17 protein-coding genes, 1 tRNA gene and 2 pseudogenes are annotated in these 24,234 nt (G+C 73.8%); 6 read left to right on the top strand and 14 right to left on the bottom strand.

Features of this window, described 5'->3' with window-relative positions:
- The first annotated feature begins 101 nt into the window (after positions 1-101).
- From ACN28A_RS18145 to ACN28A_RS18135, 3 genes are all read left to right on the top strand, one after another.
- Positions 102-1,856 carry a dolichyl-phosphate-mannose--protein mannosyltransferase gene (locus tag ACN28A_RS18145; RefSeq protein ID WP_421404473.1) on the top strand — a complete coding sequence of 585 codons (1,755 nt, stop codon included), beginning with the start codon at positions 102-104 and terminating at the stop codon, positions 1,854-1,856.
- A gap of 643 nt (positions 1,857-2,499) precedes the next feature.
- A complete protein-coding gene (locus ACN28A_RS18140; protein WP_421396666.1) occupies positions 2,500-4,026 on the top strand; it encodes a PQQ-binding-like beta-propeller repeat protein in 1,527 nt (508 codons plus the stop codon).
- 113 nt (positions 4,027-4,139) lie between these two features.
- Positions 4,140-4,949, top strand: coding sequence for an SGNH/GDSL hydrolase family protein (locus tag ACN28A_RS18135; RefSeq protein ID WP_421396664.1), 810 nt, complete (start codon positions 4,140-4,142; stop codon positions 4,947-4,949).
- A 34-nt stretch (positions 4,950-4,983) separates the two neighbouring features.
- On the opposite strand, the gene ACN28A_RS18130 is transcribed toward ACN28A_RS18135, so the two are convergent.
- The 9 genes and pseudogenes from ACN28A_RS18130 to ACN28A_RS18090 form a co-directional block, all read right to left on the bottom strand.
- Entirely contained in the window at positions 4,984-7,761 is a 2,778-nt protein-coding gene (locus ACN28A_RS18130; protein WP_421396662.1) for an FtsX-like permease family protein, read from the bottom strand.
- Positions 7,762-7,793: 32 nt separating this feature from the next.
- On the bottom strand, positions 7,794-10,982 hold the full coding sequence (locus tag ACN28A_RS18125; RefSeq protein ID WP_421396661.1) for an FtsX-like permease family protein: 3,189 nt from the start codon (positions 10,980-10,982) through the stop codon (positions 7,794-7,796).
- 149 nt (positions 10,983-11,131) lie between these two features.
- A pseudogene (locus ACN28A_RS18120) lies at positions 11,132-11,803 on the bottom strand (ABC transporter ATP-binding protein); the annotation flags it as partial.
- A 125-nt stretch (positions 11,804-11,928) separates the two neighbouring features.
- Positions 11,929-12,837: pseudogene (locus ACN28A_RS18115) on the bottom strand (ABC transporter ATP-binding protein); the annotation flags it as partial.
- Between the two features lie 127 nt (positions 12,838-12,964).
- Positions 12,965-14,395: a hypothetical protein gene (locus tag ACN28A_RS18110; RefSeq protein ID WP_421396660.1), complete on the bottom strand. Its 1,431-nt coding sequence runs from the start codon at positions 14,393-14,395 to the stop codon at positions 12,965-12,967.
- 1 nt (position 14,396) lies between these two features.
- Positions 14,397-15,116, bottom strand: a complete 720-nt coding sequence (locus ACN28A_RS18105; RefSeq protein ID WP_421396658.1) for a SigE family RNA polymerase sigma factor — start codon at positions 15,114-15,116, stop codon at positions 14,397-14,399.
- 87 nt (positions 15,117-15,203) lie between these two features.
- Positions 15,204-15,437: a hypothetical protein gene (locus ACN28A_RS18100; RefSeq protein WP_421396657.1), complete on the bottom strand. Its 234-nt coding sequence runs from the start codon at positions 15,435-15,437 to the stop codon at positions 15,204-15,206.
- A 155-nt stretch (positions 15,438-15,592) separates the two neighbouring features.
- The gene (locus ACN28A_RS18095; protein ID WP_421396656.1) at positions 15,593-16,249 is read right to left on the bottom strand and encodes an HAD family hydrolase; all 657 of its coding nucleotides are present in this window, start codon (positions 16,247-16,249) and stop codon (positions 15,593-15,595) included.
- Positions 16,250-16,281: 32 nt separating this feature from the next.
- Positions 16,282-17,088 carry an SAM-dependent methyltransferase gene (locus ACN28A_RS18090; RefSeq protein ID WP_421396654.1) on the bottom strand — a complete coding sequence of 269 codons (807 nt, stop codon included), beginning with the start codon at positions 17,086-17,088 and terminating at the stop codon, positions 16,282-16,284.
- Positions 17,089-17,193: 105 nt separating this feature from the next.
- Between ACN28A_RS18090 and ACN28A_RS18085 the strand changes: the two genes are divergently transcribed.
- The 3 genes from ACN28A_RS18085 (at position 17,194) to ACN28A_RS18075 (ending at position 19,933) form a co-directional block, all read left to right on the top strand.
- Positions 17,194-18,048 (top strand): helix-turn-helix domain-containing protein, encoded by an 855-nt coding sequence (locus tag ACN28A_RS18085; RefSeq protein ID WP_421396652.1) that lies wholly within the window; start codon positions 17,194-17,196, stop codon positions 18,046-18,048.
- A 111-nt stretch (positions 18,049-18,159) separates the two neighbouring features.
- The gene (locus ACN28A_RS18080) at positions 18,160-19,104 is read left to right on the top strand and encodes an NADP-dependent oxidoreductase (protein ID WP_421396651.1); all 945 of its coding nucleotides are present in this window, start codon (positions 18,160-18,162) and stop codon (positions 19,102-19,104) included.
- A gap of 328 nt (positions 19,105-19,432) precedes the next feature.
- On the top strand, positions 19,433-19,933 hold the full coding sequence (locus ACN28A_RS18075) for a cupin domain-containing protein (RefSeq protein WP_421396649.1): 501 nt from the start codon (positions 19,433-19,435) through the stop codon (positions 19,931-19,933).
- 81 nt (positions 19,934-20,014) lie between these two features.
- Here the strand turns inward: ACN28A_RS18075 and ACN28A_RS18070 are convergent.
- From ACN28A_RS18070 to ACN28A_RS18050, 5 genes are all read right to left on the bottom strand, one after another.
- Positions 20,015-20,088 (bottom strand) — tRNA-Ala (locus ACN28A_RS18070).
- Between the two features lie 93 nt (positions 20,089-20,181).
- Positions 20,182-21,045, bottom strand: coding sequence for a hypothetical protein (locus ACN28A_RS18065; protein ID WP_421396648.1), 864 nt, complete (start codon positions 21,043-21,045; stop codon positions 20,182-20,184).
- 213 nt (positions 21,046-21,258) lie between these two features.
- Positions 21,259-21,900: a GNAT family N-acetyltransferase gene (locus tag ACN28A_RS18060; RefSeq protein ID WP_421396647.1), complete on the bottom strand. Its 642-nt coding sequence runs from the start codon at positions 21,898-21,900 to the stop codon at positions 21,259-21,261.
- Positions 21,901-21,958: 58 nt separating this feature from the next.
- Positions 21,959-23,248: a gephyrin-like molybdotransferase Glp gene (gene glp / locus ACN28A_RS18055; protein WP_421396646.1), complete on the bottom strand. Its 1,290-nt coding sequence runs from the start codon at positions 23,246-23,248 to the stop codon at positions 21,959-21,961.
- Between the two features lie 22 nt (positions 23,249-23,270).
- The gene (locus ACN28A_RS18050; protein ID WP_421396644.1) at positions 23,271-24,227 is read right to left on the bottom strand and encodes a UTP--glucose-1-phosphate uridylyltransferase; all 957 of its coding nucleotides are present in this window, start codon (positions 24,225-24,227) and stop codon (positions 23,271-23,273) included.
- Between the last annotated feature and the right edge of the window lie 7 nt (positions 24,228-24,234).

The following is a 24,234-nucleotide window of genomic DNA, read 5'->3' as shown; positions in this document are numbered from 1 at the left end:
GTGCCCCGTTTCACACCTTGGCAGCCTACGATCACGGGGTGACTCTGGCGTCGACAGCGCAGACCGATGGCCCGGGCGCCGCAGGGCCGCCGGCAGCCCCGGTGGTCGAGGTGAGCTCGGCCACCCCGGGCGGGACAACCAGCAGCGAGCGCCCCGACCGCTTCGGCGGGGGCGTGCCGGCGATCGTCAGACGCCGGCTGGCCCCGTTCGACGCCCGGCTCGAACCCTGGTCCTGGCTGGCCACCGCCGTGGTGGTGCTGATCGCCGGCATTCTCCGCTTCGTCGGGCTGAGCAGCCCCAAGGGCAAGATCTTCGACGAGATCTACTACGCCACCGACGCGCACAACCTGCTGCTGCGCGGCATCGAGTGGGACGAGAAGAACAACACCGCCGCGTACGTGGTCCACCCGCCGCTCGGCAAGTGGATGATCGCGATCGGCGAGCAGATCTGGGGCTACAACGAGCTGGGCTGGCGCTTCTCGGCGGCGGCGGTCGGCACCCTCTCGGTACTGCTGCTGGTCCGGATCGCCCGCCGGATGTTCCACTCGACGGTGCTCGGCTGCACCGCCGGGCTGCTGATGGCGCTGGACGGCTTCCACCTGGTGCTCTCCCGCACCGCACTGCTCGACATCTTCCTGATGTTCTTCGTGCTTGCCGCGTTCGGCGCCCTGGTGGTGGACCGGGACGTCCGGCGGAAGCGCTGGCTGCGGGCGATCGAGGGCGGGCTCGACCCGAGCCAGCCGGGGCGACGCAACCGGCCGCCGTTCCGGTGGTCCGACGGGGTGCCGTGGTGGCGCCTGCTCGCCGCCGTGCTGCTCGGCTGCGCGTTCGGGGTGAAGTGGAGCGCGCTGTACTTCATACCGGTCTTCGCGCTGCTCGTCGTCCTCTGGGAGGTCGGCACCCGCCGCTCCGTCGGAGTACGCCGGCCGTGGCGGGACACCATCGTCGACGAGGGGCTCTGGCTGGTCGGCGCCGGGGTGCTGATCGCCCTGGTCTACCTCGCCACCTGGTCCGGCTGGTTCGCCAGCGACAACGGCTACTTCCGGAACTGGCGGGCCGACACCGGCCAGTCCAGTCCACCGGTCCTCGGCAGCCTGCTCAACCTGTGGCACTACCACGAAGAGGCGCTCAGGTTCCATTCCGGCCTCAGCGACAAGCACGTCTACCAGTCCTGGCCGTGGCAGTGGCTGCTGCTCGGCCGGCCGGTCGCGTTCCACTGGTCCGACCAGGGCACCTGCGGAGCCCCGAGCTGCGCCTCGGAGATCCTGCTGCTGGGTACCCCGATCCTCTGGTGGTCGTTCCTGCCGGCGCTGGCCGCCGTCGCCTGGCTGGGCCTGGCCCGGCGGGACTGGCGGCCGCTGGCCATCCTGCTGCCGGTCGCCGCCGGCCTGCTGCCGTGGTTCTGGTTCGCCCTGGACGGCCGGACGATGTTCTTCTTCTACGTCGCGCCGGTGGTGCCGTTCATGATCCTGGCGGTGACCTACGTGCTGGGCGTGATCACCGGTCCGCCCCGGGCACCGGTGACCGCCCCGGCCGCCGCCGTCGATCCCGGCACCCTGTCCGACGCCCGACCACCGGACGCGGCCGGGGCGGCGGACGCCTCCGGTGCCGGGGCGGACGCCTCCGGTGGCGAGGCAGCGGGCACGGCCGGCGCCGGGGCGGCCGGTGGATCGTCGGGTGGCGGCGAACCCGACGGCCGGACCAGCGACCGTCGCATGATCGGCGCGATCATCGCCGGCACCTACGTGCTGCTGGTGGCGATCTGCTTCGCGTACTTCTATCCGATCTTCGTCGGGCAGCTCCTGCCGTACGCCGAGTGGTCCACCCGGATGTGGCTCGGCAACCGCTGGATCTGATTGCCCCGGAGCCGGCGACCAGGGTCCACGGGAGGCCGCTCCCGGCCGGCGGGGCCGCCGTCCGGAGCCGCTTGCCGGCCGTGAGGTGCGGCGGACGGCTCCACGGTGGACGACCGGGGCGAGGTGGGGTGGGCGTCGGATGGTTCTCCGCCCTGCGTCGGCTGCTGCCGGACACGCGGTGGCGGCACGGGTGATCTCGCGGGAAGGGCTGACCCGGAGGCGACCCGGGCCATAGACAAAGATGCGCGGACAAAGGTGCGCGCCCCGATCGCCTGCCACGGGGGAAGCGGGCGATTGGGGCGCGCACCAAGGAGCTTAACCACCCTGGATCAGCGGCACAACGGGTGATGTTAAGTCAGATTTCCGACCGACGCACCGCCGAGCACAACGGGCGTATGGTGCAGGCCGCCTAGAACGGCACCAGCTACCCCTCCACGCCCCCGCGACAACCCCGCTGACGTGGGCCGACGGGGCTTCCGCGACCCGTGCGGAAGGTGCCGTCGGCCGGCCGCGCGCCGGGATCCTCCGTTCACCGGATCGCGGCTCCGCCGATCGAGGACCGGAGCCCGCCGGAACGAACCGACATCGGTCAGACCGAATGGCGCCCCTGTCGCTGTCTGTGCTCGGTAGGCACACTGTTGCGGTGACCGGACGACCGCGTTCAGGATCCGCCCCGGCCGCGACCAGGATCGTCGCGCTCGGACTGGTGGCCGTGCTCGGCCTCACCTCCTGCGAGTCGGGCGGCGCCACGCCCGGGAGCACCCCGAGCTGGTCGGGCAGTGCCAGCCCCACCCCGGAGGGCAGCGGCAGCGCCGCACCTGTCGCCTTCACCGGCTGGTCGGATCCGGCCCGCGTCGGCAAGCCGTACGGCGACAAGGTGTCCGGCCTGCTCACCTTCCGGGGCAACCCCACCCGGACGTACTACGGCACCGGCCCGATGCCCCGGACCACCCCGACCCGGCAGTGGCGGTTTCCGGGCAGCGGCGGACTGTGCGGGAAGTCCACCGACGAGAAGGGCACCCGCACCTGGTGCGGTACGGGCTGGACCGGCCAACCCGCCGTCTTCGAGCGGAACGGGCGGACCTGGGTGGTCTTCGGGGCGTACGACCACCGGATTCACTTCCTGGACGCCGAGAGTGGCGAGCGGATCCTGCCCGACTTCCCGACCGGGGACATCATCAAGGGCTCGGTCACCGTCGACCCGGACGGGTATCCGCTGGTCTACTCCGGTTCGCGGGACAACTACTACCGGGTGATCGCGATCGACCGGGGCCGCCCGACCGAACTGTGGAAGCTCTCCGCCCGGGCGGTCTCGCCGACGTTGTGGAACGACGACTTCGACGGCGCCGGCCTGGTCCTCGACGACCACCTCTTCCTCGGCGGCGAGAACAGCCAGTTCCACATCGTCAAGCTCAACCGCAGGTACGGCAGCGACGGCAGGGTGACGGTGAAGCCGAAGCTGGTGTTCAACGCGCCCGGCTGGGACGCGCGACTGCTCCGCGACGTGGACGACCGGATGGTCTCGATCGAGAACTCGGTGGCCGTCTCCGGCAACACCGTCTACTTCGCCAACTCCGGCGGACTGGTGCAGGGCTGGGACATCAGCGGCTTGAAGCAGGGGCACAAGCCGAAGCGGGTGTTCCGGTACTGGACCGGTGACGACACCGACGCCTCGATCGCGGTCGACGAGACCGGCGCGCTCTACGTCGGCTCCGAGTACGAGCGCGGCACGGCGAGGTCGAAGCAGGTCGGACAGATGATGAAGCTCGACCCGAAGCGTGCGGGCGACCCGAGCGTGTGGCACGTGGACGACCACGCCCGTCGGCCGGCCGGCGTCTGGGGCAGCCCGGCGCTGCACCGGGACATCGCGATCTTCGACACCCAGGGCGGCGAGGTGCTCGGCGTGGACCGGGCGACCGGGGACGTACGGTGGCGCTTCGAGCTGCCCGGCCCGACCTGGCAGTCGCCGGTGGTGGTCGACGACGTACTCGTGATCGGGGACTGTGCCGGCGTGCTGCACGGGTACGACGTCGCCGACACCACTGCGGCGCCGAAGCCGTTGTGGAAGGTGAAGCTGGGCGGCTGTATCGAGTCGACCCCGGCGGTGTGGCGGGGCCGGATCTACCTCGGCACCCGGGCCGGTGCGTTCCACGCCATCGCGGCCCGCTGACGCGCGCCGTAACCGGGGGTGAACGGCAGGAGAGAAACCTGCACGGCTACTTCCGTGGGGCGCAGGAAGCTGCCAACCTGACATCTACATTCGCCTATGTCAGGAGGCCAACCTTGTCGCTGCCTCGTCCCCTGGTTCCCCTGCTGGCCGCCCTCACCGTCCCCCTCGTCACCGCCCTCGCCGTCGGCCTGGCCGCCCCGCCCGCCTCGGCCGCGGCGACCACCTACACCGCGCTCGGCGACTCGTACGCCTCCGGCACCGGCACCCGGGAGTACTACTCGGACAGCGGCTCCTGCCAGCGCTCCCGGCACTCCTACCCGGTGCTCGACGCCGCCCGGCTCGGCGCCACGCTCAGCTTCCCCGCCTGCGCCGGAGCCACCACCTCAAGCGTGCTCAACGGGCAGCTCGGCAGCCTGAATCCGGCCACCAACTACGTCACGGTCCAGGCCGGCGGCAACGACATCGGCTGGTCGTCGGTGATCGTGCAGTGCGCGCTGCCCTGGCCCACCACCTGCTGGTCCCAGATCGACGGCGCGGAGAACGCCATCCGGAACACCCTGCCCGGCCGGCTCGACCAGCTCTACTCCCGGATCCGCGGCCTGGCCCCGAACGCCCGGGTCGCGGTGGTCGGCTACCCCCGGCTGTTCAACGGCGAGGAGTGCAACATCATCGCCCGGATCTCCCCCGGTGAGCAGGCCGAACTCAACGCCGCCGCGGACCTGCTCGCCAGCACCGTCGCCGCGCGGGCCGCCGCGCACGGATTCGCCTTCGTCGACGCCCGGGGACCCTTCACCGGGCACGCGGTCTGCGACGACGTCGAGTGGCTGAACGGCACGTCCAACCCGATCGGCGAGTCCTACCACCCGAACCGGGCCGGACACGTCGGGTACGCCGGCATCGTGGAGAACGCCCTGCGGCGCTGAGCTATCCGTTCCTACGACGCCCTGCGACGCTGAGTTACCCCCCGCCGGCCCGCAGGACCTCACCGAGGCGCCAGCGACGCCGCAACGCGAATTCGATGCGCAGCACCGAGACGGCCGCCACCAGCAGCGCGGCGCAGAGCAGCCCGAACTGCCACCACGGCAGCGCCAGGGCCGGGTCGGCGGCCTGCCCGGTCAGCCGCCGCAGCGCGAGCGGGCCGGGCAGCTGACTCGCCAGCAGTACCCCGAACAGCGGCCCGGCCACCGCGGCGACGGCGACCGGCGGCAGCAGCTCCCCCGCGGCGACCCAGCGGGCGTCCACCGGCCGCAACCCGAGCGTGCGCAGCCGGGTCAGCGTCTGCCACCGCTCCGGCGCGCTCGCGGCCGCGCCGAGCGCGAGCCCGAGCAGCCCCATCGCCAGCAGCATGCCGGCCGAGACCCAGCCCAGCCGCAGCAGTCCCAGCGAGAGCGGTGCGTTCCGGCGCTGCGCCAGCACCTCCGCGCGGACGGCGGTGTCGCCCGCGGCGGCGTTGTCGTCGACCGCCCGGGCCGCGCCGGGCCCGGCCGCCCACACCGTGTTCGGCACGACCGGAAGCCCGGCGGCGGCAACGGCGGCGGCGTCGACGATTACCAGGTCGTCGACGTCGCCGACGGTCGGCGCGGTGCCGACCGCCGCGAGCGGTACCGCCGGGCCGTCCCGGTGGCGCAGTTCCAACCGCATGCCGGGCCGCAGTCCGCCGTCGGCGGAACGCACCAGCGCCGGCACCGGACCGGAACCGGGCGCGGCGAGCCGGTCGAGTTCGGGCCCGTCCGGCAGCGGCGTCGTGGCCAGCAGCCGCCGGAACGCGGCGGCGTCGACGATGATCAGACGCGGCGCGACAACCGCCGATTCGGCGGTGATCCGGTCCCCGTCGGTCACCTCCGCGACCACCACCTGCCGGACCCCGGGGGCGGCGGCGATCCGCTGGGCGACCCCTGCGGTGGCGTCGGCGTCCGCCGAGACGACGTCGAGTCGGGCGTCGGCGCCGACCGTACGCCACGCACCGGCCGTCAGCCCCTGGACGACCGTGGCCTGGAGGGTGACCGTGAACGCCGCCAGCGCGACGGCGGTCACCAGGAGCAGCAGCGGAAGCACCCGGGCCGAGGTCGCGGCCGCCCGCGCGGTGCCGAACACCACGAGCGGGCGGCGGGACCGCAGGGAGCGCCGCAGCGCGAGCCGGGTGCCGACCGGCAGCAGCCGGAGCAGAAGGAGCGCACCGGCGAGCGCACCGAGTGCCGGCGCGCTCGCCGGCAGCACCAGGCCGTCGTCCTGACCGGCGTCCGGACCGATCGGCGCGCCGGCCGGCACCGCCGGAAGGATTCCGCGCTGGTGCAGGGCGACGAACGCGGCCACCGCGGCGGCCACCAGCCCGGCCTCCAGGGTGGCCCGGCGGAGTTCGCCGGTGCGGCGGACCCAGCGGCGGGCCGCCCGGTTGGCGAGGACGCGCCGTCCCCGGGTGGCCCGGGCGGCGGCGAGCGTGCCGAGCACCGGACCGGCGACGACGGCGGCGAGGACCACCGGAGCCGCCCAGCCCAACGAGACACCCGGGGCCACCGCAGCGGCCAGCCCGAGCCCGACCGCGGCGGCCCCCAGCGCCAGTACGGCGGACTCGACGAGCAGTTCCGTGCCGAGATCAGGCAGGGCGACCCCGCGCTGCCTGGCGGCGGCCAGCGCCGGGGCGCGGCGCCGGACCAGCAGGTCGACGGCGAGCAGCAGCACCAGTACCGCGACGGTCAGCACCCCGATCAGCAGCACCGACGCCTGCGCGGTGGCGGCGGCGATCCGGGTCCGGACATCACGTAGCACGTTGTCGAGCCGGGTCTCCCAACGCAGCGTGCCGCCATAGGCGGCGTACGAACCGGAGGTGCTCTTCAGGGCGACAACGGTCGCGGCGACCCGCGCGGCGGACTCCTGGCCGAGCGCACCGGGGTCCGGACCGAACCAGACGACCCGGTCCAGCTCGTCGTCCTCGAAGGCGAGCCGGGCGTCCGGCAGCGAGTCGGCGGAGAGCAGCCCGGCGAGCCGGGTGCTGCCCACCCCGTCCACCCCGGGCACGGGCCGCAACAGCCACGGCGCGAGCCGCCAGGCCGGATCGTCCGGGTCCGTCGCCTCGAAGATGCCGCTGACCTCGACGTGTTTTTGGTTCCGCTGCTGGTCTTCGAGGGGGATGCGGTCGCCGGGGCGGACGCCGAGCGCTTCGGCGTCCGCCTTCGACAGGCCGACCTGCACCGGCCAGGGCGGCCCGCCGTAGGGGACCTCGATCCGGTTCTTCCACTCCGGAACGACCGCCTGCGGCGCCTCGCCGGCGATCCAGGTGACAGCCGGCCCGCCGCCGGTCGAGGCGGCACCGCCGCCGAGATAGCTGAGCTGGAAGGTGCGTTGCACGCTTCCGTCGGTGATCTTCAAGGTTTCGCTGGTGACGGTGGTGACGGGGGGCCGCAGCATCGCCGCCAGCTCCGGCCCGAGTTCGTCCTCGGCCATCCCGCCCAGGTCGTCGACGGTCTCGGCCAGGTACGGGTCCCGGACCCGCCCGCCGTTCGGCCCGGCGTCCGGCTCCCAACCCGCGTACACCCGGACCGCGGCGTCGTCGCCGGCCTGGCGTACCGCGTCCTGTACGGCACTGTCGGCGGTGGCCCGGATCAGCGGCGGCACGGCGCCGGCGAACACTACGACGGAGGCGACGACGACCGCGATCAGCAGCAGCGGCCCGGCGTCGAACCGGGGCCGGGCGCGCACCGTCGGCCAGTGCGGTGCGGGCAGCCACCGCCGGATCACGAGCCCACCCGGCGCGGGTAGCCAGCGCCGGCTCACGAGCCGACCCGGAGGTAGCCGGCCCCGGCGCGGCGGGTCCGGACGGTGACCACCAGCGCCACCGCGAGCAGGCAACCGGTCAGCAGCAGAGCGAACAGGGCCGCCTCGGCCGCCCACGGCCACTGCGGCGCGACCGGCGGGACAGGTGCGGCACCGGCGTCGGAGCGGATCAGCGGCGGCGCGACGGCGACGGTGGCGAGCGCGCCGACGACCGTACCCGCGATCAGCAGCGGCAGCAGCAGGCCGGCGTACTGGCCGAACAGCACCGCGCGGACCTCCCGCCGGGTCAGCCCCAACGCCCGCAGCCGGGCCACCTGGCCGGCCCGGGCCCGGAGGTCGACGAGGACGTGCAGGACGACACCGGCGAGCAGCAGCAGGGCGGCGGCGGGCACGAGCAGCCGGAGCGCGGCCGGCAGTCCGGCGCGCAGCGGTCCGGCGCTGAGCCGGTCGGTCTCGGCGGCCCGGCTGCGGACCGTGCCGACGTGCAGGGCGGCGGCGCGTTCGGCTGCGTCCGCCCGGGCCGGCTGGCCGACCCACCAGCCGTCCACCGGATATTCCGGGTTGCCGGCGACCAGCAGGGCACGGGCGAGCAGGTCGATGTCGGCCAGGATGGCAACCGCACCGGGCGCGGCCGGCACCTCGGGCACCACCTCGGTGACGACGACGGCGACGGGGGTGGTGCCGACCGCGACGCTCAGCACGGCGCCGCGGTGCACCCCGAGTTCGTCGACGAGGCGGGCCGAGACGGCCACGGGCACCGGCCCGGGTGCCGGAAAGGGGGTCACCACGAGGTCGCGCGCGGCGTCCTGCGGGCCGCTGAGCTGGACGGTCGTCGTCATCCTCAGCTCGGTACCCGAGGCGGTGCCGGCGAGCTCGACCGCCGAGTGGGTGAGCATCCCGGGCGCGGGAGGGGCCGAGGTGGTGCTCCACGGCGCCGCACCGGTGGCGGCCCGCGCACCGGGCGCCGCCAGCGTCACGGCGACCTGGCTGTTGCCGGGACCGGGTGGCCCGGCGGACGGGTCGGGCGCGATCGGCAGCGAGAGTCCGACCAGCTCCAGCCCATCGGCCGACACGCACTCGGGTAACCGGTGCACCGCACCGTCGAGCGGGACGGCTCCCCCGGTGCAGGTCGTCCGCAGACCCGTACCGTCCTGCAACAGCAGTCGGGGGGTCACCACGAGCGGGGTGGCACCGGTCGCCGTGCCGCTCAGGGTCAGTGCGGACCCGGCCGGTACGGCGACGCCGACGGCGCGGCTCGGTGGCGCCAGCGCGGCCCCCACCTCCGCCCAGTCACGGTTGCCGTCCAGCCGCCCCCGGAGCAGTGCCCCGGCCCGGGCGGTGTCCGTCGCGACCAGCCGGGGCGCGTCGCCGGCGCTGCCCAGCCACTGGCCGACGGCGACCCCACGGGTGGTGGCCGGGCTGACCGCTCCTCCGGTCGCGGCGCTGACGTGCGCGCCCTGCCCGGCGACCGGCGGGGCCGTCAACGCGATCGCCAGGTCGGTGCCGACCGCCAGGTCTGCCTGGTCGCGCTGCGACCGCTCCCAGGTGGCGTCGAAGCCGACCCCGAACGTGCCGGCCGCGCAGGCGAGGCCGACCAGCAGTCCCGCGGCGACCGCCTGTGGCCGGCGGGCCGCCTCGAACACGGCCAGCGGAAGCGCCAGCCCCTGGGCCCGCCGGGCCACCCGCTCGACACCGCGCAGCGCGGGCGGCACCAGGCGCAGCGCCAGTACCGCGCCGGCGGCCAGCAGCAGCGCCGGTGCGACCACCCGGACGGCGTCGATCCGGGTGTCGGCGCCGGTGGTCTGGGCGTGCAGCTGCCACAGGCCGACGGTACCGAACGCCACCAGCAGCACGTCGGCGCCGGACCGGGCGAGCAGCCCCGCCGGCTGTTGCCGGCCGCCGGCCGGAGCGACCGGCCGTGCGGCGCGGACCACCAGCACCGCCGCGAGCACCAGTACGCCGCCGACCACCACGAGCACCTGCGGGGCGGTCACCGCAGCCGGGCCCGCGAGGCCGGCACCGGCAAGTGGTGGCAGCCGGGTCAGGGCGGCATGCAGCAGGGACGAGGCGGGGACGGCGATCGCGACGGCCAGCAGCGCCAACCCGGCACCCTCGGCAGCCGCCGTGCCGGCGAGCCGACCACCCCCGAAACCCAACGTCGACAGCAGGTTTGTCTCGTCGGCGCGTACCCCGGCGGTGAGCTGACCGGCGAGGGCCAGGGCGGCGGCGGTCAGCACCCCGCCGAGCAGGGCGATGGCGAGCACCGCGCCGGCGGTGACCCGCTGCTGCGCACGCGCGGCCGACATCGTCTGGGGCAGCCGCGACGCGACGTTCTCGATCCGCACCCGGTCGCCGAGGATTCCCGCCAACCGCCGGTCGGCACCGCGGGCCGCGGCGGCGACGGTTTCCAGGTCGTGGCCGGTCGCGTCGGAGAGGTCCGGCTGGGCGGTGATCTCCATCCGGGTCACCGTGTGCGCACCGGAGAGCAGGTCGGGCAGCGCGACGACGACCGGCCCGTAGGCGTGCACCGGTTGCAGGAAGCGCCCGTCGCCGAAGGCGGGATCGTAACCGGCCCCGCCGAGCGGGTCGCGTTCCCAACCGGTGCCGGGCAGCGGGCGCACCACGCCGACGACGACCACCTCGACCGGCGGCGCGGGCTCCCGGTCCAGCTCCGCGCCGAGCCGGATCCGGCTGCCGAGGGTGAGGCCGAGCCGCCGGGCCATGGATTCGAGCAGGACGGCCTCCACCGGGACGGCTCCGCCGGCGGCCCGTGGCCAGCGCCCGTCGACCAGCTCGGTCCGGGCCGGCAGGTCGTCCATCGCCGACAGGTACGTCTCGGACAGGATGCCGCTCTGGTCGACCAGGCTCTCCGGCAGCAGCCGGAACTCGGACGACGCCCGGGTCGCGGTCGTCGCGGAGAACGGGGCGAGGGTCGAGGTCAGCAGTTCGCGGGTGTCGGTGGCCACCGAGCCGGTGTCGGCTCGCCGCACATCGACGGTGTAGGCGGTGACGCCGACCTCTGCCGGGGCGGCCCGGCCGGCGGCAACCTCGAACGCCCGGTCGGCGGTCCGGGTGACCAGCAGCGCGCAGGTGCCGAGCAGCGTCGCGCCGAGCGTGACCACCGCCAGCAGCGCCGCGAGCATCGGCCACTGCGCACGGGCACGAAGCCCGAGCAGCCTCAGCACCCGTTGCTCCGGCCCGCCGTACCTCCGGAGCCTGCCGCGCCCGGCTCGTCGTCGGTCTCAGGCCCGCCAGGCTCGGCGCCCGGTCCACGCCCGCCAGGCTCGGCGCCCGGTCCACGCCCGCCGGACTCGGCGCCGGGCGGGGTGTCGTCGAGCCGGCCGTCCCGGATCTGGATCACCCGGTCCGCCAGCGCCATCATCACCGGGTCGTGGGTGGAGACCAGTGCCGTGACACCCTCGGACTCCACCACCCCGCGCAGCAGCGACATCACCGACAGGCCCGTCTCGGCGTCCAACTGCCCGGTAGGCTCGTCGGCGATCAGCAGCCGGGGCGAGGCGGCCAGCGCCCGGGCGATCGCCACCCGCTGCTGCTGGCCGCCGGAGAGTTCGCCGGGACGCTGCTCGGCGTGGTCGGCCAGGCCCACCAGCTCCAGCAACAGCTCGACCCGACGCTCCCGCTCCCGGGCCGGGGTACGGGCCAGGCGCAGCGGGGCGCCGACGTTTTCCGCCGCCGACAGCACCGGGATCAGCCCGAACGTCTGGAACACGTAGCTGACCGTTCCGCGTCGCAGTCGGGACAGCCCGTCCTCGTCGAGGGCGGTCACCTCGGTGCCGTCGACGACGACCGTGCCGGAGTCCGGCCGGTCCAGCCCGCCGACGATGTTGAGCAGGGTGGTCTTGCCGGAGCCGGAACGACCGACCAGGGCGACCATCTTGCCGGGCTCGACGTCGAAGGACACGTCCCGCAACGCGTGCACCGCCGTCGGCCCGGCACCGAAACTCCGGCGGACGCCGCGTACGGCGAGCAGCGCGGCGGCGGTCATGACCGCTCGTCGGGGCCGGGCGGCTCGGCGACGCGGTCGCCGCGATCGGGCGGCTCCGCGACGCGGTCGCCCGAATCGGGCCGGTCCGCGACACGGTCGCCCGAATCGGGCCGGTCCGCAGCGCGGTCGCCCGAATCGGGCCGGATCTCGACGTGGTCCGCCTCCAGGGCGAGCCGGACCCGCCTGGTCAGCGCCAGCGCCTCGCGGTACTCGCGGGGCACCTGGACCCGACCGGCCCGGTCCATCACGGCGTACTCCTCGGCGACCATCCGCACGTCGCCGTCGGCGCCGGTTGCCGAACGGCGCAGCACCTCGCTGCTGGTACGCCCGTCGCGGATCGCCACCGTCCGCTCGACCCTGCCGCTGACCTCGGGATCGTGGGTCACCACGACGACGGTGACACCGAGTTGCCGGTTGACGTCCCGTAGCGCGTCGAAGACCTCGGCCGAGGTGGCGCTGTCCAACTCACCTGTCGGCTCGTCGGCCAGCAGCACCCGGGGCTGGTTGGCGAGGGCGACCGCGACGGCGACCCGCATCTGCTGCCCACCGGACATCTGCCCCGGACGCCGGTCGGCGCAGTCGGCGACCCCGAGGGCGTCCAGCAGGTCGGCGGCCCGGGACCGGCGGGTACGGGCCGGCGTGCGGGCCGCGGTCATCGGCAGGTCGACCATCTGCCGCGCGGTCAGGTACGGCACCAGGTTGCTCGTGCTCTGCTGCCGGACGAAGCCGACGGTGTGCCGCCGGTAGCGGACCCGGTCCGCCCGGGACATCGCCAGCAGGTCCCACCGGTCGACCCGGGCCCGCCCGGCGGTGGGTGCGTCGATTCCGGCGAGGATGGAGAGCAGTGTCGACTTGCCCGACCCGGACGCCCCGACGACGGCGATCATCTCGCCGCCCTGCACGACGAGGTCCAGCCCCTGCAACGCCTGCACCTCGATCGACCCGGTCTGGTAGATCCGGACCAGGCTCTCGCAGACGATGAGCGCGTCCCGGCCGAACTCCGGCGCCCGCCCGGCGGGCTTGGGCAGCGTCAGCGATGTGATGGTGAAACCTCTCGTCGGCCGTGTCGGGCAGACTTTAGCCAGGGTCGATCTAGACCGTCAACGGCCGCCGCCCTGCTCCCGGCCCGGACGGAGCAGGGCGGCGACCGTACTCGTGGGACTATTCGCAGGTCCAGCGGACGGCGGCGGTGACGGCGTCGGCCGGGGCGACCGAAACGAGCCCGCCGACCACCCGGCCGTCGTCGCTGAGGCTCACCGCCGACGGTCCCTCCGTTCCGGGTACGGCCCCGGCCGGCAACGGGAGTGCGAGCGGTCGCTTCCCGGCCAGTACCGCCGGGGTTTCGACACCGGCGGCGTTCCGGACGAACCCGGCCACCCAGCCGTGCCGGTTCACCGCCGCCACCCAGGCCAGCCCGGTCAGTGGGGCCGCCTTTCCGGTACGCAGGTCCCACCGGGTCGGTACGACCTTCTGCTCCCCACCGGGCGGCGCGACCGACCAGCCGAGCACCCAGCCACCCCGGATCGACAGGTTGCCGCTGGTGGCCGCATGCCGGGGCGGGGGTGGCAGGTCGCTCGTCGTGCCGTCCGGCGCCCATACCGTGGTCCTGGCTGGCCGGTCGGTCCCGGGTCGACCGATGCCGCCGACCACCGTCCCGTCGTCGTCGATCCCGGTGGCGTACGGCGTTCCCGTGCCGTCCCCGGCGAGCCGAGTCGGGTTCCGCTCCGCGCCCGGCCGCCAGACCACCGGGTCGCTGCCCGGCACGTCGGGCTGGCCTTCGGAGCGCCCACCGCCCGGCGACGCCGACGGCCCGCCCGGCGTACCGGCCCCGCCCTCCGGGTTCTCCGGCGGGCCACCCTTGGCACCGGCCGGTTCTCCCTGGTAGGCGAAGGTGCGTACCCCGCCGAGAACGTCGCCCCGCTCGTTGAGATCCATCACCTCACCGAGATGGCTGCCGTCCGACCCGGTCAGGTGGAGGTACCGGCCGTCCCGGTAGACCCAGGAGACCTCTACGGCCTTCCCGTCCCGCACCGCGACGCCGTCGCCGGCGACCACTCCCTGCGAGTTGACGAGCAACCGGCCCGGGTCGGCGGTCGGCGGTTCGAGCACTGTCGGCACGCCCCGGTCCCAGCGCAGCACCCAGGTACGCGCCGTGCGGCCGTTCCGGGCCACCCCGACGAGATAGCGTCCGCTCGGGTCACCGTCGAGCACCTGGCTCTCGGTGGCACCGGACGGCAGTGCGAGCCGGTGCGGCGTACACCTGGTCGGGGCCGGTGGTGGCTTCGGGGCGGTGCCGGGCCGGTCGGCCGAGGTCGGGGAGCCCGGTGCCGGACCGGGCTGGGCGACCGAGCCGGGGTCCGGGCCGGGAACGGCCGGCTCGCCGTCGCGTACCGCCGCGAAGGTGACCGGGACCGCGACCAGGACCATGGCGGTACTCGCGGCCAGGCCGCCTCCGGCCAGCAGCCGGCGACGCCGGACCCGGCGCCGGCCGGCGCGGAGCAGGCCCTCGATCTCCACGGTGGAGGGGCGACGCGGCTCCCCGTCCAGCGGGCGCAGCAGGTCACGGGCCCCGGCGTCGTCGAACTCGTCCATCTCAGCTCCTGTCCGTCGGACGGGGGAAAGGGTCGGCGCCGGCCCGGGCGACACCGGTGGAGGTCGCCGGCCGGGGTGGGCTCTCCGAGCGCGGCCGGCTCCGCGCGGTCGGTGCGGACGGTCCGGCCCGGACGGTCGGCCCCGAAGGCTCGCCAGCAGCTCCGGCCGCTGCCGGGGCGGGTGACGGGGCCGCTGACGGGGCGGGTGACGGCGCCGTCGGGGTGGTCGAGCCGGGCTGCTCGGCGAGCAGCCGCCGGAGCGTGGCCAGCCCGTGGAAACTCTGACTCTTCACCGTTCCCGGAGCGCAGCCCAGCGTCTCGGCCACCTCGGTCACCGACATGTCGCAGAGGAAGCGCAGCACCAGTACGGCCCGCTGTTTGCGCGGCAGCCGGTCGAGCGCGGCCCGCAGCACCGTCCGCTCCTCGACGTCCGGGCCGTACCGTGGCAGCGGTTCGGGTGGCGAGTCGGTGAGGCGCACCCGCTTCGACCACGGTCGCCGTTTCTCGCCCTGGAAGAACCGCACCAGGGTGGCCCGGACGTAGCCGTCGAGGTGGCCGACGTTCCGCACCCGGGGCCAGTGCACGTAGAGCGTGGTGAAGGTCTGCTGGACGAGGTCGTCCGCCCGGTGCGCGTCGCCGCAGAGCAGGTACGCCAGCCGTCGCAACCTCGGCATCGCGGTGGTGACGAACTCGATGTACTCGTGCTCCCAGTGCGGCTGCATCCGGTCGGCCTCCCGAAGACGGTTCCGGCACTGGGATGCTCGCCGAGGCACGGTTGGTTGTATCCGGGCGAGGATTCCGGCCGGACGTTACTCGGTCATGCCGACCGGGTCGGAGCGGACGAATACCATCGTCGGGCAGCCGTCGATCTCCCGCCCGGGACGCAGCTCGTAGAGGTGGTCGACACCGGGCGGGCCGGACGGCCCGTCCGGGCCACTGCTCAGGATCCAGCGTCGGGGCGGCCCGCCGCCGGGCGCGGCCGGCAGGTCCCGGGCGGTACCGTCGGCCGGCCCACCCGCGAAGCGTACGGTGACCCACTCCACGCCCTCATGGTATGAGCGCGACCGCCCGAGATGCCCGGAAAACTACACTGGGCGCCTGAAACGGCCCGTTCCTCGCTGGTTCCGCCCCGGCCTACCGGCGGTCCGTGGTCTGCAGATCCCACACCGGCGAGACTCCTGGTCGGCGGCACCCGAAGCTAACCGGCTGTCCCGTTGTGCCGCGCGACCAGGCCGGGGAGTTCGTCCAGCGAGTCGATCCGGAACAGGCACTGCTCGGCCACGGCCGGCATGTCGAGGATGTGCCCCCACGGTCCGCGCCGGATCAGGCAGGTCCGCATGCCGGCGTCGCCGGCCGGGCGTACGTCGTTGTCGGGCCGGTCGCCGACGTACAGGATCGCGGACGCGTCGCCGCCGCCTTCGCGTACGACCCGTTCGAAAAAGGCTGCTGCCGGTTTCTGCACGCCCCAGGCGTGTGACGTGCCGATCGCGTCCACGGGAAGGCCGAGGGCCCGGAGGGTCCCTTCGGCGTGGGCCGGCTGGTTGCCGGCCAGGCCCACGAACAGGCCCTGGTCCTTCAGGGCGGCCAGGCACGCTCGCGCGTCGGGGTAGAGGTCCTCCTCGCCGAACGACTCCGGCTCGCCGGCGGCCGCCCGGCGCTCGAGTTCGGCCGGGAGGTCGAAGCCGGGCCGGAACACCTCGAACGTCTCGCGATAGTCCAGCCCTCGGGCGATCACCGCGCCGAAGACCGCCGAGAACGTGTGGCGTGGCACGCCGAGCCAGTCCGCCCAGGTCTCGAACTCGCGGGACTCGTCGAGAATCGTCCCGCCGACATCGAAGAAGACCGCCTTGATCACTCGCGTTCCTCCGGCACCGTCAGCGGCTCGACTCAGCCGATGCGGCCGACGCCGCCGAAGAGGTAGACCTCCGGCTCGTCGGACTCCGGGTCGGCGCGCCAGCGCGAGCAGGTGACGACGCCGGGCTCCAGCAGCTCCAGCCCGTCGAAGAAGCGTTCGAGTTCCGTCTTGGTCCTGGCGCGGATCGGCGTGCCGCCGCGCTCGGTGGTTTCCCGCATCACGCGCAGCATCGGCTCACCGTGGATTTCCGCGGTGGAGTGCGTGAGCACCAGGTAGCTGCCGGCGGGCATCGCCTGCACCAGCTGCGCGACCGAGCCGTACGCCGCTTCGTCGTCCATGACGTGGTTGACGACGCCGAGCAGCATGAGCCCGATCGGCTGGGCGAAGTCGAGCGTCTCCCGCGCCGAGGCGAGGATGGTGTCCGGCTGCCGCAGATCGGCTTCGACGTAGTCGCAGATGCCTTCGGGTGTGCTGTTCAGGAGTGCCCGCGCATGCACCATGACGAGCGGGTCGTTGTCGACGTAGACCACCCGGCAGCGCGGATCGAGGGACTGCGCGACCTCGTGGGTGTTGTCCGCCGAGGGGAGCCCGGTGCCGACGTCGAGGAACTGGCGGATGCCGGCATCCTCGACGAGGAACCTGATCACGCGCTTGAGGAACGCGCGCTCGGACTTGGCCCCGATGGGAATGTCCGGGATGTGTGCGATCACCTCGTCGCCGACCGCCCGGTCGACCGCGAAGTGGTCCTTGCCGCCCAGCCAGTAGTTCCAGATCCGCGCCGAGTGCGGAACCGTCGTGTCCAGTTTGGAGTCTGAGGGGAACAGCCGGTCCTCGGTCATGTGGGCATTCTTCCGCACCACCCGCGGCAGGCTCTACGGGGTCGGTGGCGGACGCCGCGAGCGGACCGTCGCGGCGCACTCGGTCTGTCCGGGCACACTTGGCCCGTGGAACGTCACGAGTTCGGCGTCGCGGTGCGCCAGTTGCGGGAAAACACGCCGCCTGCGGTTGTCGGGCTACCGGTCGGTCGTCGGCGGGTGCAGGGGTTGCGGCGAGAGGAGCTCGGCGAGCTCGCGGGAATGTCCGCGGACTACGTACGCCGGTTGGAGCAGGGGCGCAGCCATCCGTCGGCCGGGGTGGTGAACGCCATCGCCCGTGCGCTGCGGATCGGGCGGGCGGAGTACGAGCGGCTCTGCGCGCTGGCCGGATATGCCGCCGCGGCCGGGCAGGTGCCGAACCAGGTCGGTCCGGGTGCGATGCGACTGCTGGAGCGGTTCACGGACACGCCGATGTTCGTCTCCGACGCGGCGATGAATCTGGTCGCCGTGAACAGTGCGTTCCTGGCCCTTGGACACTGGGATCTCACCGGGGACCCGTGGGAGTGGAACATCGCCTGGCGTAGCTTCTGCGATCCGTTCAGTCGTTTCCAGCAGTCCGCGGCCGACGCGACCGATCATCAGGCGGTCCTCGTCGCCCGCCTCAGGAGCGCCCTGTTGCGCTACCCGGCCGACGCGTCGCTCGCCGCGCTGGTGGACGAGATGCGGAGCCGTAGCCGCCTCTTCGACACCCTGTGGCGCACGCCGCGACCGGTGTCGGCCTTCGAGAGCAGTGCCACCTTCATCCATCCGGACGGCGGCGCCGTCACGCTCGTGGGCAGCCTGCTCGCCATCCCGGGCGACGATCTGGCGGCGCTGATGCTCACCGCGGCACCGCGTTCGGCCGATGCGGCGCGTCTCGCCGAGATCGTCGGCGACGCCGGGGAGCCGGCCATCATCAAGGTGGGCCAGCCCGGCCCAGGCTGACCACGCCGGATCCTGCCAGATTGGGTGACGTCTCCGGCAGGGGATCACCGCCGGGTCGAACCTGCTCAGGTTCGAGGCACGTCGACGGCGCTCACGGAAGAAGGTTCGGCAATGAAGGCAGTGCGTTTTCACGAGTTCGGCGGTCCCGAGGTCCTGCGTTACGAGGATGTCGAGCAGCCCACCCCCGGGGCCGGGCAGGTCCGGATCCGCGTCGCCGCGACCTCGTTCAACGGCGTCGACGGCAATATCCGCGCCGGCTACATGCAGGGCCCGATCCCGGTCGAGCTACCCCACACTCCCGGCATCGACGTCGCCGGCACGGTCGACGCCCTCGGTGACGGCGTGGACGACGTCGCGGTCGGCGACCGGGTCGTCGGCCTCCTGCCGATGACGGGGGCCGGTGCGGCCGCGGAGTACGTGCTAGCGCCGGCGGGAAGCTTGACGGGGGCTCCGAGGAACATTCCGCTGGCCGACTCGGCGGCGTTTCCGCTGGTGGGTCTGACCGCATGGCAGGCGCTGTTCGACCACGGCAACCTGACCGCCGGTCAACGGGTGCTGGTCAACGGCGCCGGCGGAGCGGTCGGCGGATACGCCGTGCAGCTGGCGAAGGAGGCCGGGGCCCGGGTGATCGCCACGGCCAGCCCACGCAGCGCCGACCGTGTCGAAGCCGCGGGCGCCGACAGGGTGATCGACCACACGACCACCGACGTGGCCGCAGCGGTGACCGAGCCGGTCGATCTCGTCCTCAACCTCGCGCCCGTCACCCCGGAACAGCTCGCCGCGCTGGTCACGCTGGTCCGGGACGGCGGCACCCTCGTCAACACCACCGTCTGGATGCCCGCCCCCTCCGACCAGGAGCGCAGCGTGCGCGGCATCGACCTGTTCGTCCGCAGCGACGCCGACCAACTCGCCGACCTGGCCGCTCGGATCAGCACCGGCGAGTTGAGCGTCGACGTCGCTGCGCGGGTGGCCCTGGCCGACCTGCCCGCACTGCACGCCCAGGCCGGCGCGGGCGAGCTGCCGGGCAAGACGGTCGTCCTCGCGCCGACGGCCTGACCCCCGGAAAGGCGAACGCGCGGGAGAAACGGCCATATCCTGGTCCGGGAACCCCGAGATCGCCGAGGCGCTGGCCCTGGCGACCTCGAAGATGGCCGAGGCCACACCACCGGAGGTGGCCGACATCGAGGGCCGCCACGTCTGCTGGAGCCGACTGCCGGCGCCGCGAACAACGCCCAGCCCACTCCGGCCGATGTCACGATCACCGACCGCGCTGCCGGCCGTGCACGCCAACGCGGGCCGTGGGCAGGCTGCCCGATGGCAAGGTGGTTCTGACCGTCGGCTACGCCTGATGACCAGATCACCGAACACAAGGAGACGAACCATCGTGATTCCCGACGACGATCCGTCCCGCTCATTGACCGTGGCGAATCCCGACGACCCCGGCACGACGTACATCTCGCTGGTGGGCAACACCTACGGCATGCTGGTCACCGGCGAGCAGACCAACGGCCGGTACTGCCTGATCGACATGCGCGTCCCGGACGGCGGCGGGCCACCACCGCACCGGCACGACTTCGAGGAGATGTTCACGATCCTCGAGGGAGAGATCGAGTTCACCTTCCGGGGCGAGAAGCACGTCGTACGGGCCGGGTCCACCATCAACATCCCGGCCAACGCGCCGCACAACTTCCGCAACACCTCGGGCGCACCGGCCCGCATGCTGTGCATGTGCACGCCGGCCGGGCAGGACGAGTACTTCATGCGCGTCGGCGACGTCGTGGCGGGCATGGACGCGCCGCCGCCGCAACTGTCGCCGGACGAGCTCGCGGAACGCCGGCGCCGCGCTGTCGAGCTGGCTCCGACCTACCGCAGCGAATTTCTGTGACCACCGCGACCAGCGACACACTCGGATAGACAAACTTGAGGCCCTGACCAGCATTTTCCCTGGTCAGGGCCTCAAGTGTTGTGGAGCTGAGGGGATTTGAACCCCTGACCCCCTCGATGCGAACGAGGTGCGCTACCGGTCTGCGCCACAGCCCCAGAACCGACCCACCTGTCCGGCGGGCCGGCGACAAGGCTAACAGGTCCGCCACCCGGAGCGCGAACCAACCCCGCCAGGCCGGCAGCGGTCGGTCACCGCCCGCCGGCCTCGTAGGGCCGCCCCCGCAGGCCCCCGGCCCGCCGGTAGGAGACCGAACCCGCCGCCCGGCCACCGCCTCCGCTGGCCGCCGGCGGCAGGTCGGCCGTCCGGTTCATCCCCAGCGCCGCCCGGCGTACCGCTTCGCGCTGGGCCGCCAGCCGGCGCTGCGCCTCCCGGCGGGCCTGCGCCCGGCGGGCCTGGGCACGCCGCACCTCCGCCTGCCGGGCGGCCAGCCACGCCGCCTCCCGGGCCTGGGCGCGCCGCCGCCGACGGTCGGCGACCGCCCGGCTCCGCAGGTGTACGAGGTACGCGCCCAGCAGCGTCCCGGTGGCCGCGAACCCGATCCAGAAGCCGGGGCTGACCAGGACCACCCCGACCAGCTCGACGAGGTTGAGCAGCAGCAGGGCGGCGAAGACCCGGCGCCGCCGGTAGACGGCCGGGGTGTGCCGGGCGGGCGGTGGCCGGCGCCGGGCCGGTACCGGGCTCCGGGGCACCGAACGCAGCCGCCGGCTCCGCCGGCCGTTCCCGGGCGGACCGGAGACGGGCGAACCGGAACCGGGCGGGCTGGAGACGGGCACACCGGGGCCTCCGGCCGGCGAGACGGGCTCGGCGGCCAGTGCCTCGGCGGACGGCACCCCGGAGCGCAACGTGACGATCCGGGTGCGGGGCGGGTTGACCGGCTGCTGTCCGGGGACACTCCTGCGCCGCCGACGGCGCTGGAGCACCCGCGCCGTCGACTGCGCCCGCTCCGCCGCCAGTCGCTCCGTGGCGTCGTACCGGCGGACCAGTGCCGGCGCCAGGGCGAGCAGACCGGCTGCGGCGAGGACGGCGAGGAGCACCGAGGCCGGCACCCTCATCCCTCCCGTCACCCACCTCGGGGCAACCGACCGGACGAGCATCTCCCGCGCCGTCTGGAGGCGTCCACGGCTGGCGCGGAGCGGCTCCCGGTGCGGGTCCGTCCGACGTTGCCGCACGTCCCGATTACTTCAGGTTATGGGGAGCACACCAGGAAAATCGTACGCCGCGCCGGTCGACCAGCCACTTAGAAGATCAACAGGCCGCCGGGCGGCTCAGGAGGCGGCGGCGCGCACCCGGTGCCAGCGGGCCAGCAGGCCGCCCTCCCGGGCCACCTCCTCGCTGGTCATGGCATATCCGATGTGGTCACGCCAGGCGCCGTCGATGTGCATGTAGCGGGGGTGGTACGCCTCCTCGCGGAAGCCGAGTTTCTCCACCACCCGCCGGGACGGGCCGTTCTCCGGCCGGATGTTGACCTCGACGCGGTGCAGTCCGCCCGGTCCGAACGCGTGGTCGACGGCGAGCGCCATAGCGGTCGGGATCACGCCGCGCCCGGCCACCCGACCGTCCACCCAGTAGCCGACGTACCCGGAGCAGAACGCCCGGCGCACGATGTTGCCCAGGTTGAGGTGCCCGACCAGCCGCTCCCGGCCCTGTTCGAGCAGGCAGACCGCGAACGGCATGCTCTCGCCGCGACGCGCCTGCCTGCGCTGGTCACGATGGACCCAGCGGAACGCGGCCGGCGAGTTCAACTCGTCCCACCGGCCCGGCGGCGACGACTCCCAGGGTGCCAGCCAGGCCTGGTTGGCGCGCCGCACCTCCGACCAGGTCGCCGCGTCCGACCGCCGGTACGGGCGCAGCAGCACCGCCCCGTCCTGGAGTACGGCCGGCCAGCCCGGAGTCGAGGCGAAGTTCACGCCCGCTGTCCCGCGCTCACCGTCGCCGGTCCAGCAGCACGTCCGCGCTGTCCCGCGCTCACCGTCGCCGGTCCAGCAGTAGCACGTCCACGGTGGAGCCGGCCGCCGCGCTTGTCACCCGCTCGCCGAGCACCATCAGACCGTTCGCCTCGGCCAGCCCGGAGAGTGTGTACGGCCCACCGCGTAGCGGCTGCACCGTGTAGCCACCGCCGCGCCGCTCGGCGACGTGCGCCGGCCGGAACTCGCGCAGCCCGGACGGGGACGAGACCGTCTCCAGCAGATGTGCCCGGACGCTCGGCCGGAACACCGGCTCGGCACCGGCGAGAAGCTGGATCGCCGGCCGGGCGAGCACCTCGAAGCCGATAAGTGCCGCGCCGGGTTCACCGGGAAGACAGACCACCGGTACCTCCTCGGCTCCGACCGTACCGAATCCGAGGGCGCTTCCGGGATAGAGGGCGACCTCTGAAAATGTCACCGGGCTGGCCCGGCCACCGTCCCGGCGGGACAGTACCCGGCGGATCATGTCACCCGGGCCGGCACCGGTGCCACCCGTCGTGATGATCAGGTCGGCCCGCAGCGTCTGGTCCTCCAGCAGCCCGCGCAGCCCCTCCGGGTCGTCGTCGCAGATCCCGACCCGGTACGCCAACGCGCCCACCTCGGCCGCCGCCGCCGTCAACGCGTGCGAGTTGATGTCCACCACCTGCCCCGGCTGGCTGACCCGGCCGACGTCGACGAGTTCGTCGCCGGTCGCCACGACCACCACCCGGGGACTCGGCCGGACCACCACGTGCCCGATGCCGGTGGCCGCGAAGACCGCGACCAGCGCCGGTGAGATGTAGGAACCGGACCGGGCCAGCAGGGTACCGGCGGGCAGCTCCTCGCCGGCCCGGCGCAGCCCGTAGCCGCGCTTCGGGACCCGGAAGATCTCCACCGCCGCCATGCCCTGGTCGGTCCAGTCGACCGGCACCACCACGTCGGCGGCGATCGGCAGCGGCGAGCCGGCCGCCACCGAGAAACAGGCACCCGGGGTCAGCCGGACCGGCCGCCAGCTCGCCGCGCCGAGGTCGCCGACGACGTTGAGGCGTACCGGGCGGGGGTCGCCGTAGCCGGCGCGCCCCCCGCCCGAGATGTCCTCCCAGCGGGCCGCGTATCCGTCCACGGCCGCCTGGTCGAACGCCGGATAGGCGTGCGGCGCCACGACGTCCTCGGCGAGCACGTTGCCGTACGCCTGGGTGAGGTCGAGGTCGAGCGGGGGAAGCGCCCGCAACCTGCGCAGCACGCTGCCCAGGTAGTCGGCGAGCGGCGTCAGCTCGTTGGCGGCCGCCTCGGCGTCGGCCGTCGCTGTCACCCCGTCACCTCACCGGGGGCCGTCATGTGCGTCGGCCGGCGTCGGAGGCGACGAACTCGCCGAGCCACTGCCGGAACTCCGCACCCAGATCCTCGCGCTCGCAGGCCAGTTGCACCACCGTCTGCAGGTAGCCCAGCGGCATGCCGGTGTCGTAGCGGGTGCCACGGTAGACGATCGCGTGCACCGGCATGCCCTCCTTCAGCAGCAGACCCATCGCGTCGGTGAGCTGGATCTCCCCGCCACTGCCCTTACCGGTACGCCCGATCGCCTCGAAGATCGCGCTGGGCAGCACGTACCGGCCGAGCACCGCCAGGTTGCTCGGCGCGTCCTCCGGCTTCGGCTTCTCCACCAGCCCGGTCACCTCGACCACCTCGCCGAGGTCGGTCAGGCTCGGGTCGGCCGGAGCGACCGAGGCGATGCCGTACCGCTTGGTCTCCTCCGGCGGCACCTCGAAGAAGGCGAGCACGATGCCGCCGGTCCGGGCCTGGAGGTCCAGCATGGCCGGCAGCAGCGGCTCGGAGAGGTTCACGAACTCGTCGCCGAGCAGTACGGCGAACGGCTGGTCACCGACGTGCGTCTCGGCGTACCCGACGGCGTGGCCCAGGCCGAGCTGCTCCGGCTGCCGGCAGGTGTAGATCTGCGCCAACTCGCCCGGCCGGCGGACCGCCTCCAGCAGCTTCGGATCGCCCTTGTCCTCCAGCCGCGCCTCCAGGTCGGGCCGGCGGTCGAAGTGGTCGACCATCGCCGTCTTGCCCCGACCGGTGATCAGCAGCACGTCGTCGATACCGGCCTGGGCCGCCTCCTCGACGATGTACTGCAACACCGGACGGTCGACAACCGGCAGTAGTTCCTTCGGCACCACCTTGGTGGCGGGCAGGAACCGGGTCGCCAGGCCGGCGGCGGGGATTACCGCCTTCACCGCCCGCCGTCCGGCCGTCGACGTCGAGGAGTTGGCTGGGGTAGCTGCGTTCTCCGGCATGTCGCGA

The sequence above is a fragment of the Plantactinospora sp. WMMB782 genome, from assembly GCF_049179135.1.
Taxonomy (GTDB): domain Bacteria; phylum Actinomycetota; class Actinomycetes; order Mycobacteriales; family Micromonosporaceae; genus Plantactinospora.
This window is presented reverse-complemented; position numbering and strand designations above follow the sequence as displayed.

What these genes read in the sequence shown, in the direction of transcription:
- ACN28A_RS18110 (WP_421396660.1), bottom strand. Translation starts at nt 14,395, where the DNA reads ATGGACGAGTTCGACGACGCCGGGGCCCGTGACCTGCTGCGCCCGCTG.
- ACN28A_RS18105 (WP_421396658.1), bottom strand. Translation starts at nt 15,116, where the DNA reads ATGCAGCCGCACTGGGAGCACGAGTACATCGAGTTCGTCACCACCGCG.
- ACN28A_RS18090 (WP_421396654.1), bottom strand. Translation starts at nt 17,088, where the DNA reads ATGACCGAGGACCGGCTGTTCCCCTCAGACTCCAAACTGGACACGACG.
- ACN28A_RS18080 (WP_421396651.1), top strand. Translation starts at nt 18,160, where the DNA reads ATGAAGGCAGTGCGTTTTCACGAGTTCGGCGGTCCCGAGGTCCTGCGT.
- ACN28A_RS18065 (WP_421396648.1), bottom strand. Translation starts at nt 21,045, where the DNA reads ATGAGGGTGCCGGCCTCGGTGCTCCTCGCCGTCCTCGCCGCAGCCGGT.
- ACN28A_RS18050 (WP_421396644.1), bottom strand. Translation starts at nt 24,227, where the DNA reads ATGCCGGAGAACGCAGCTACCCCAGCCAACTCCTCGACGTCGACGGCC.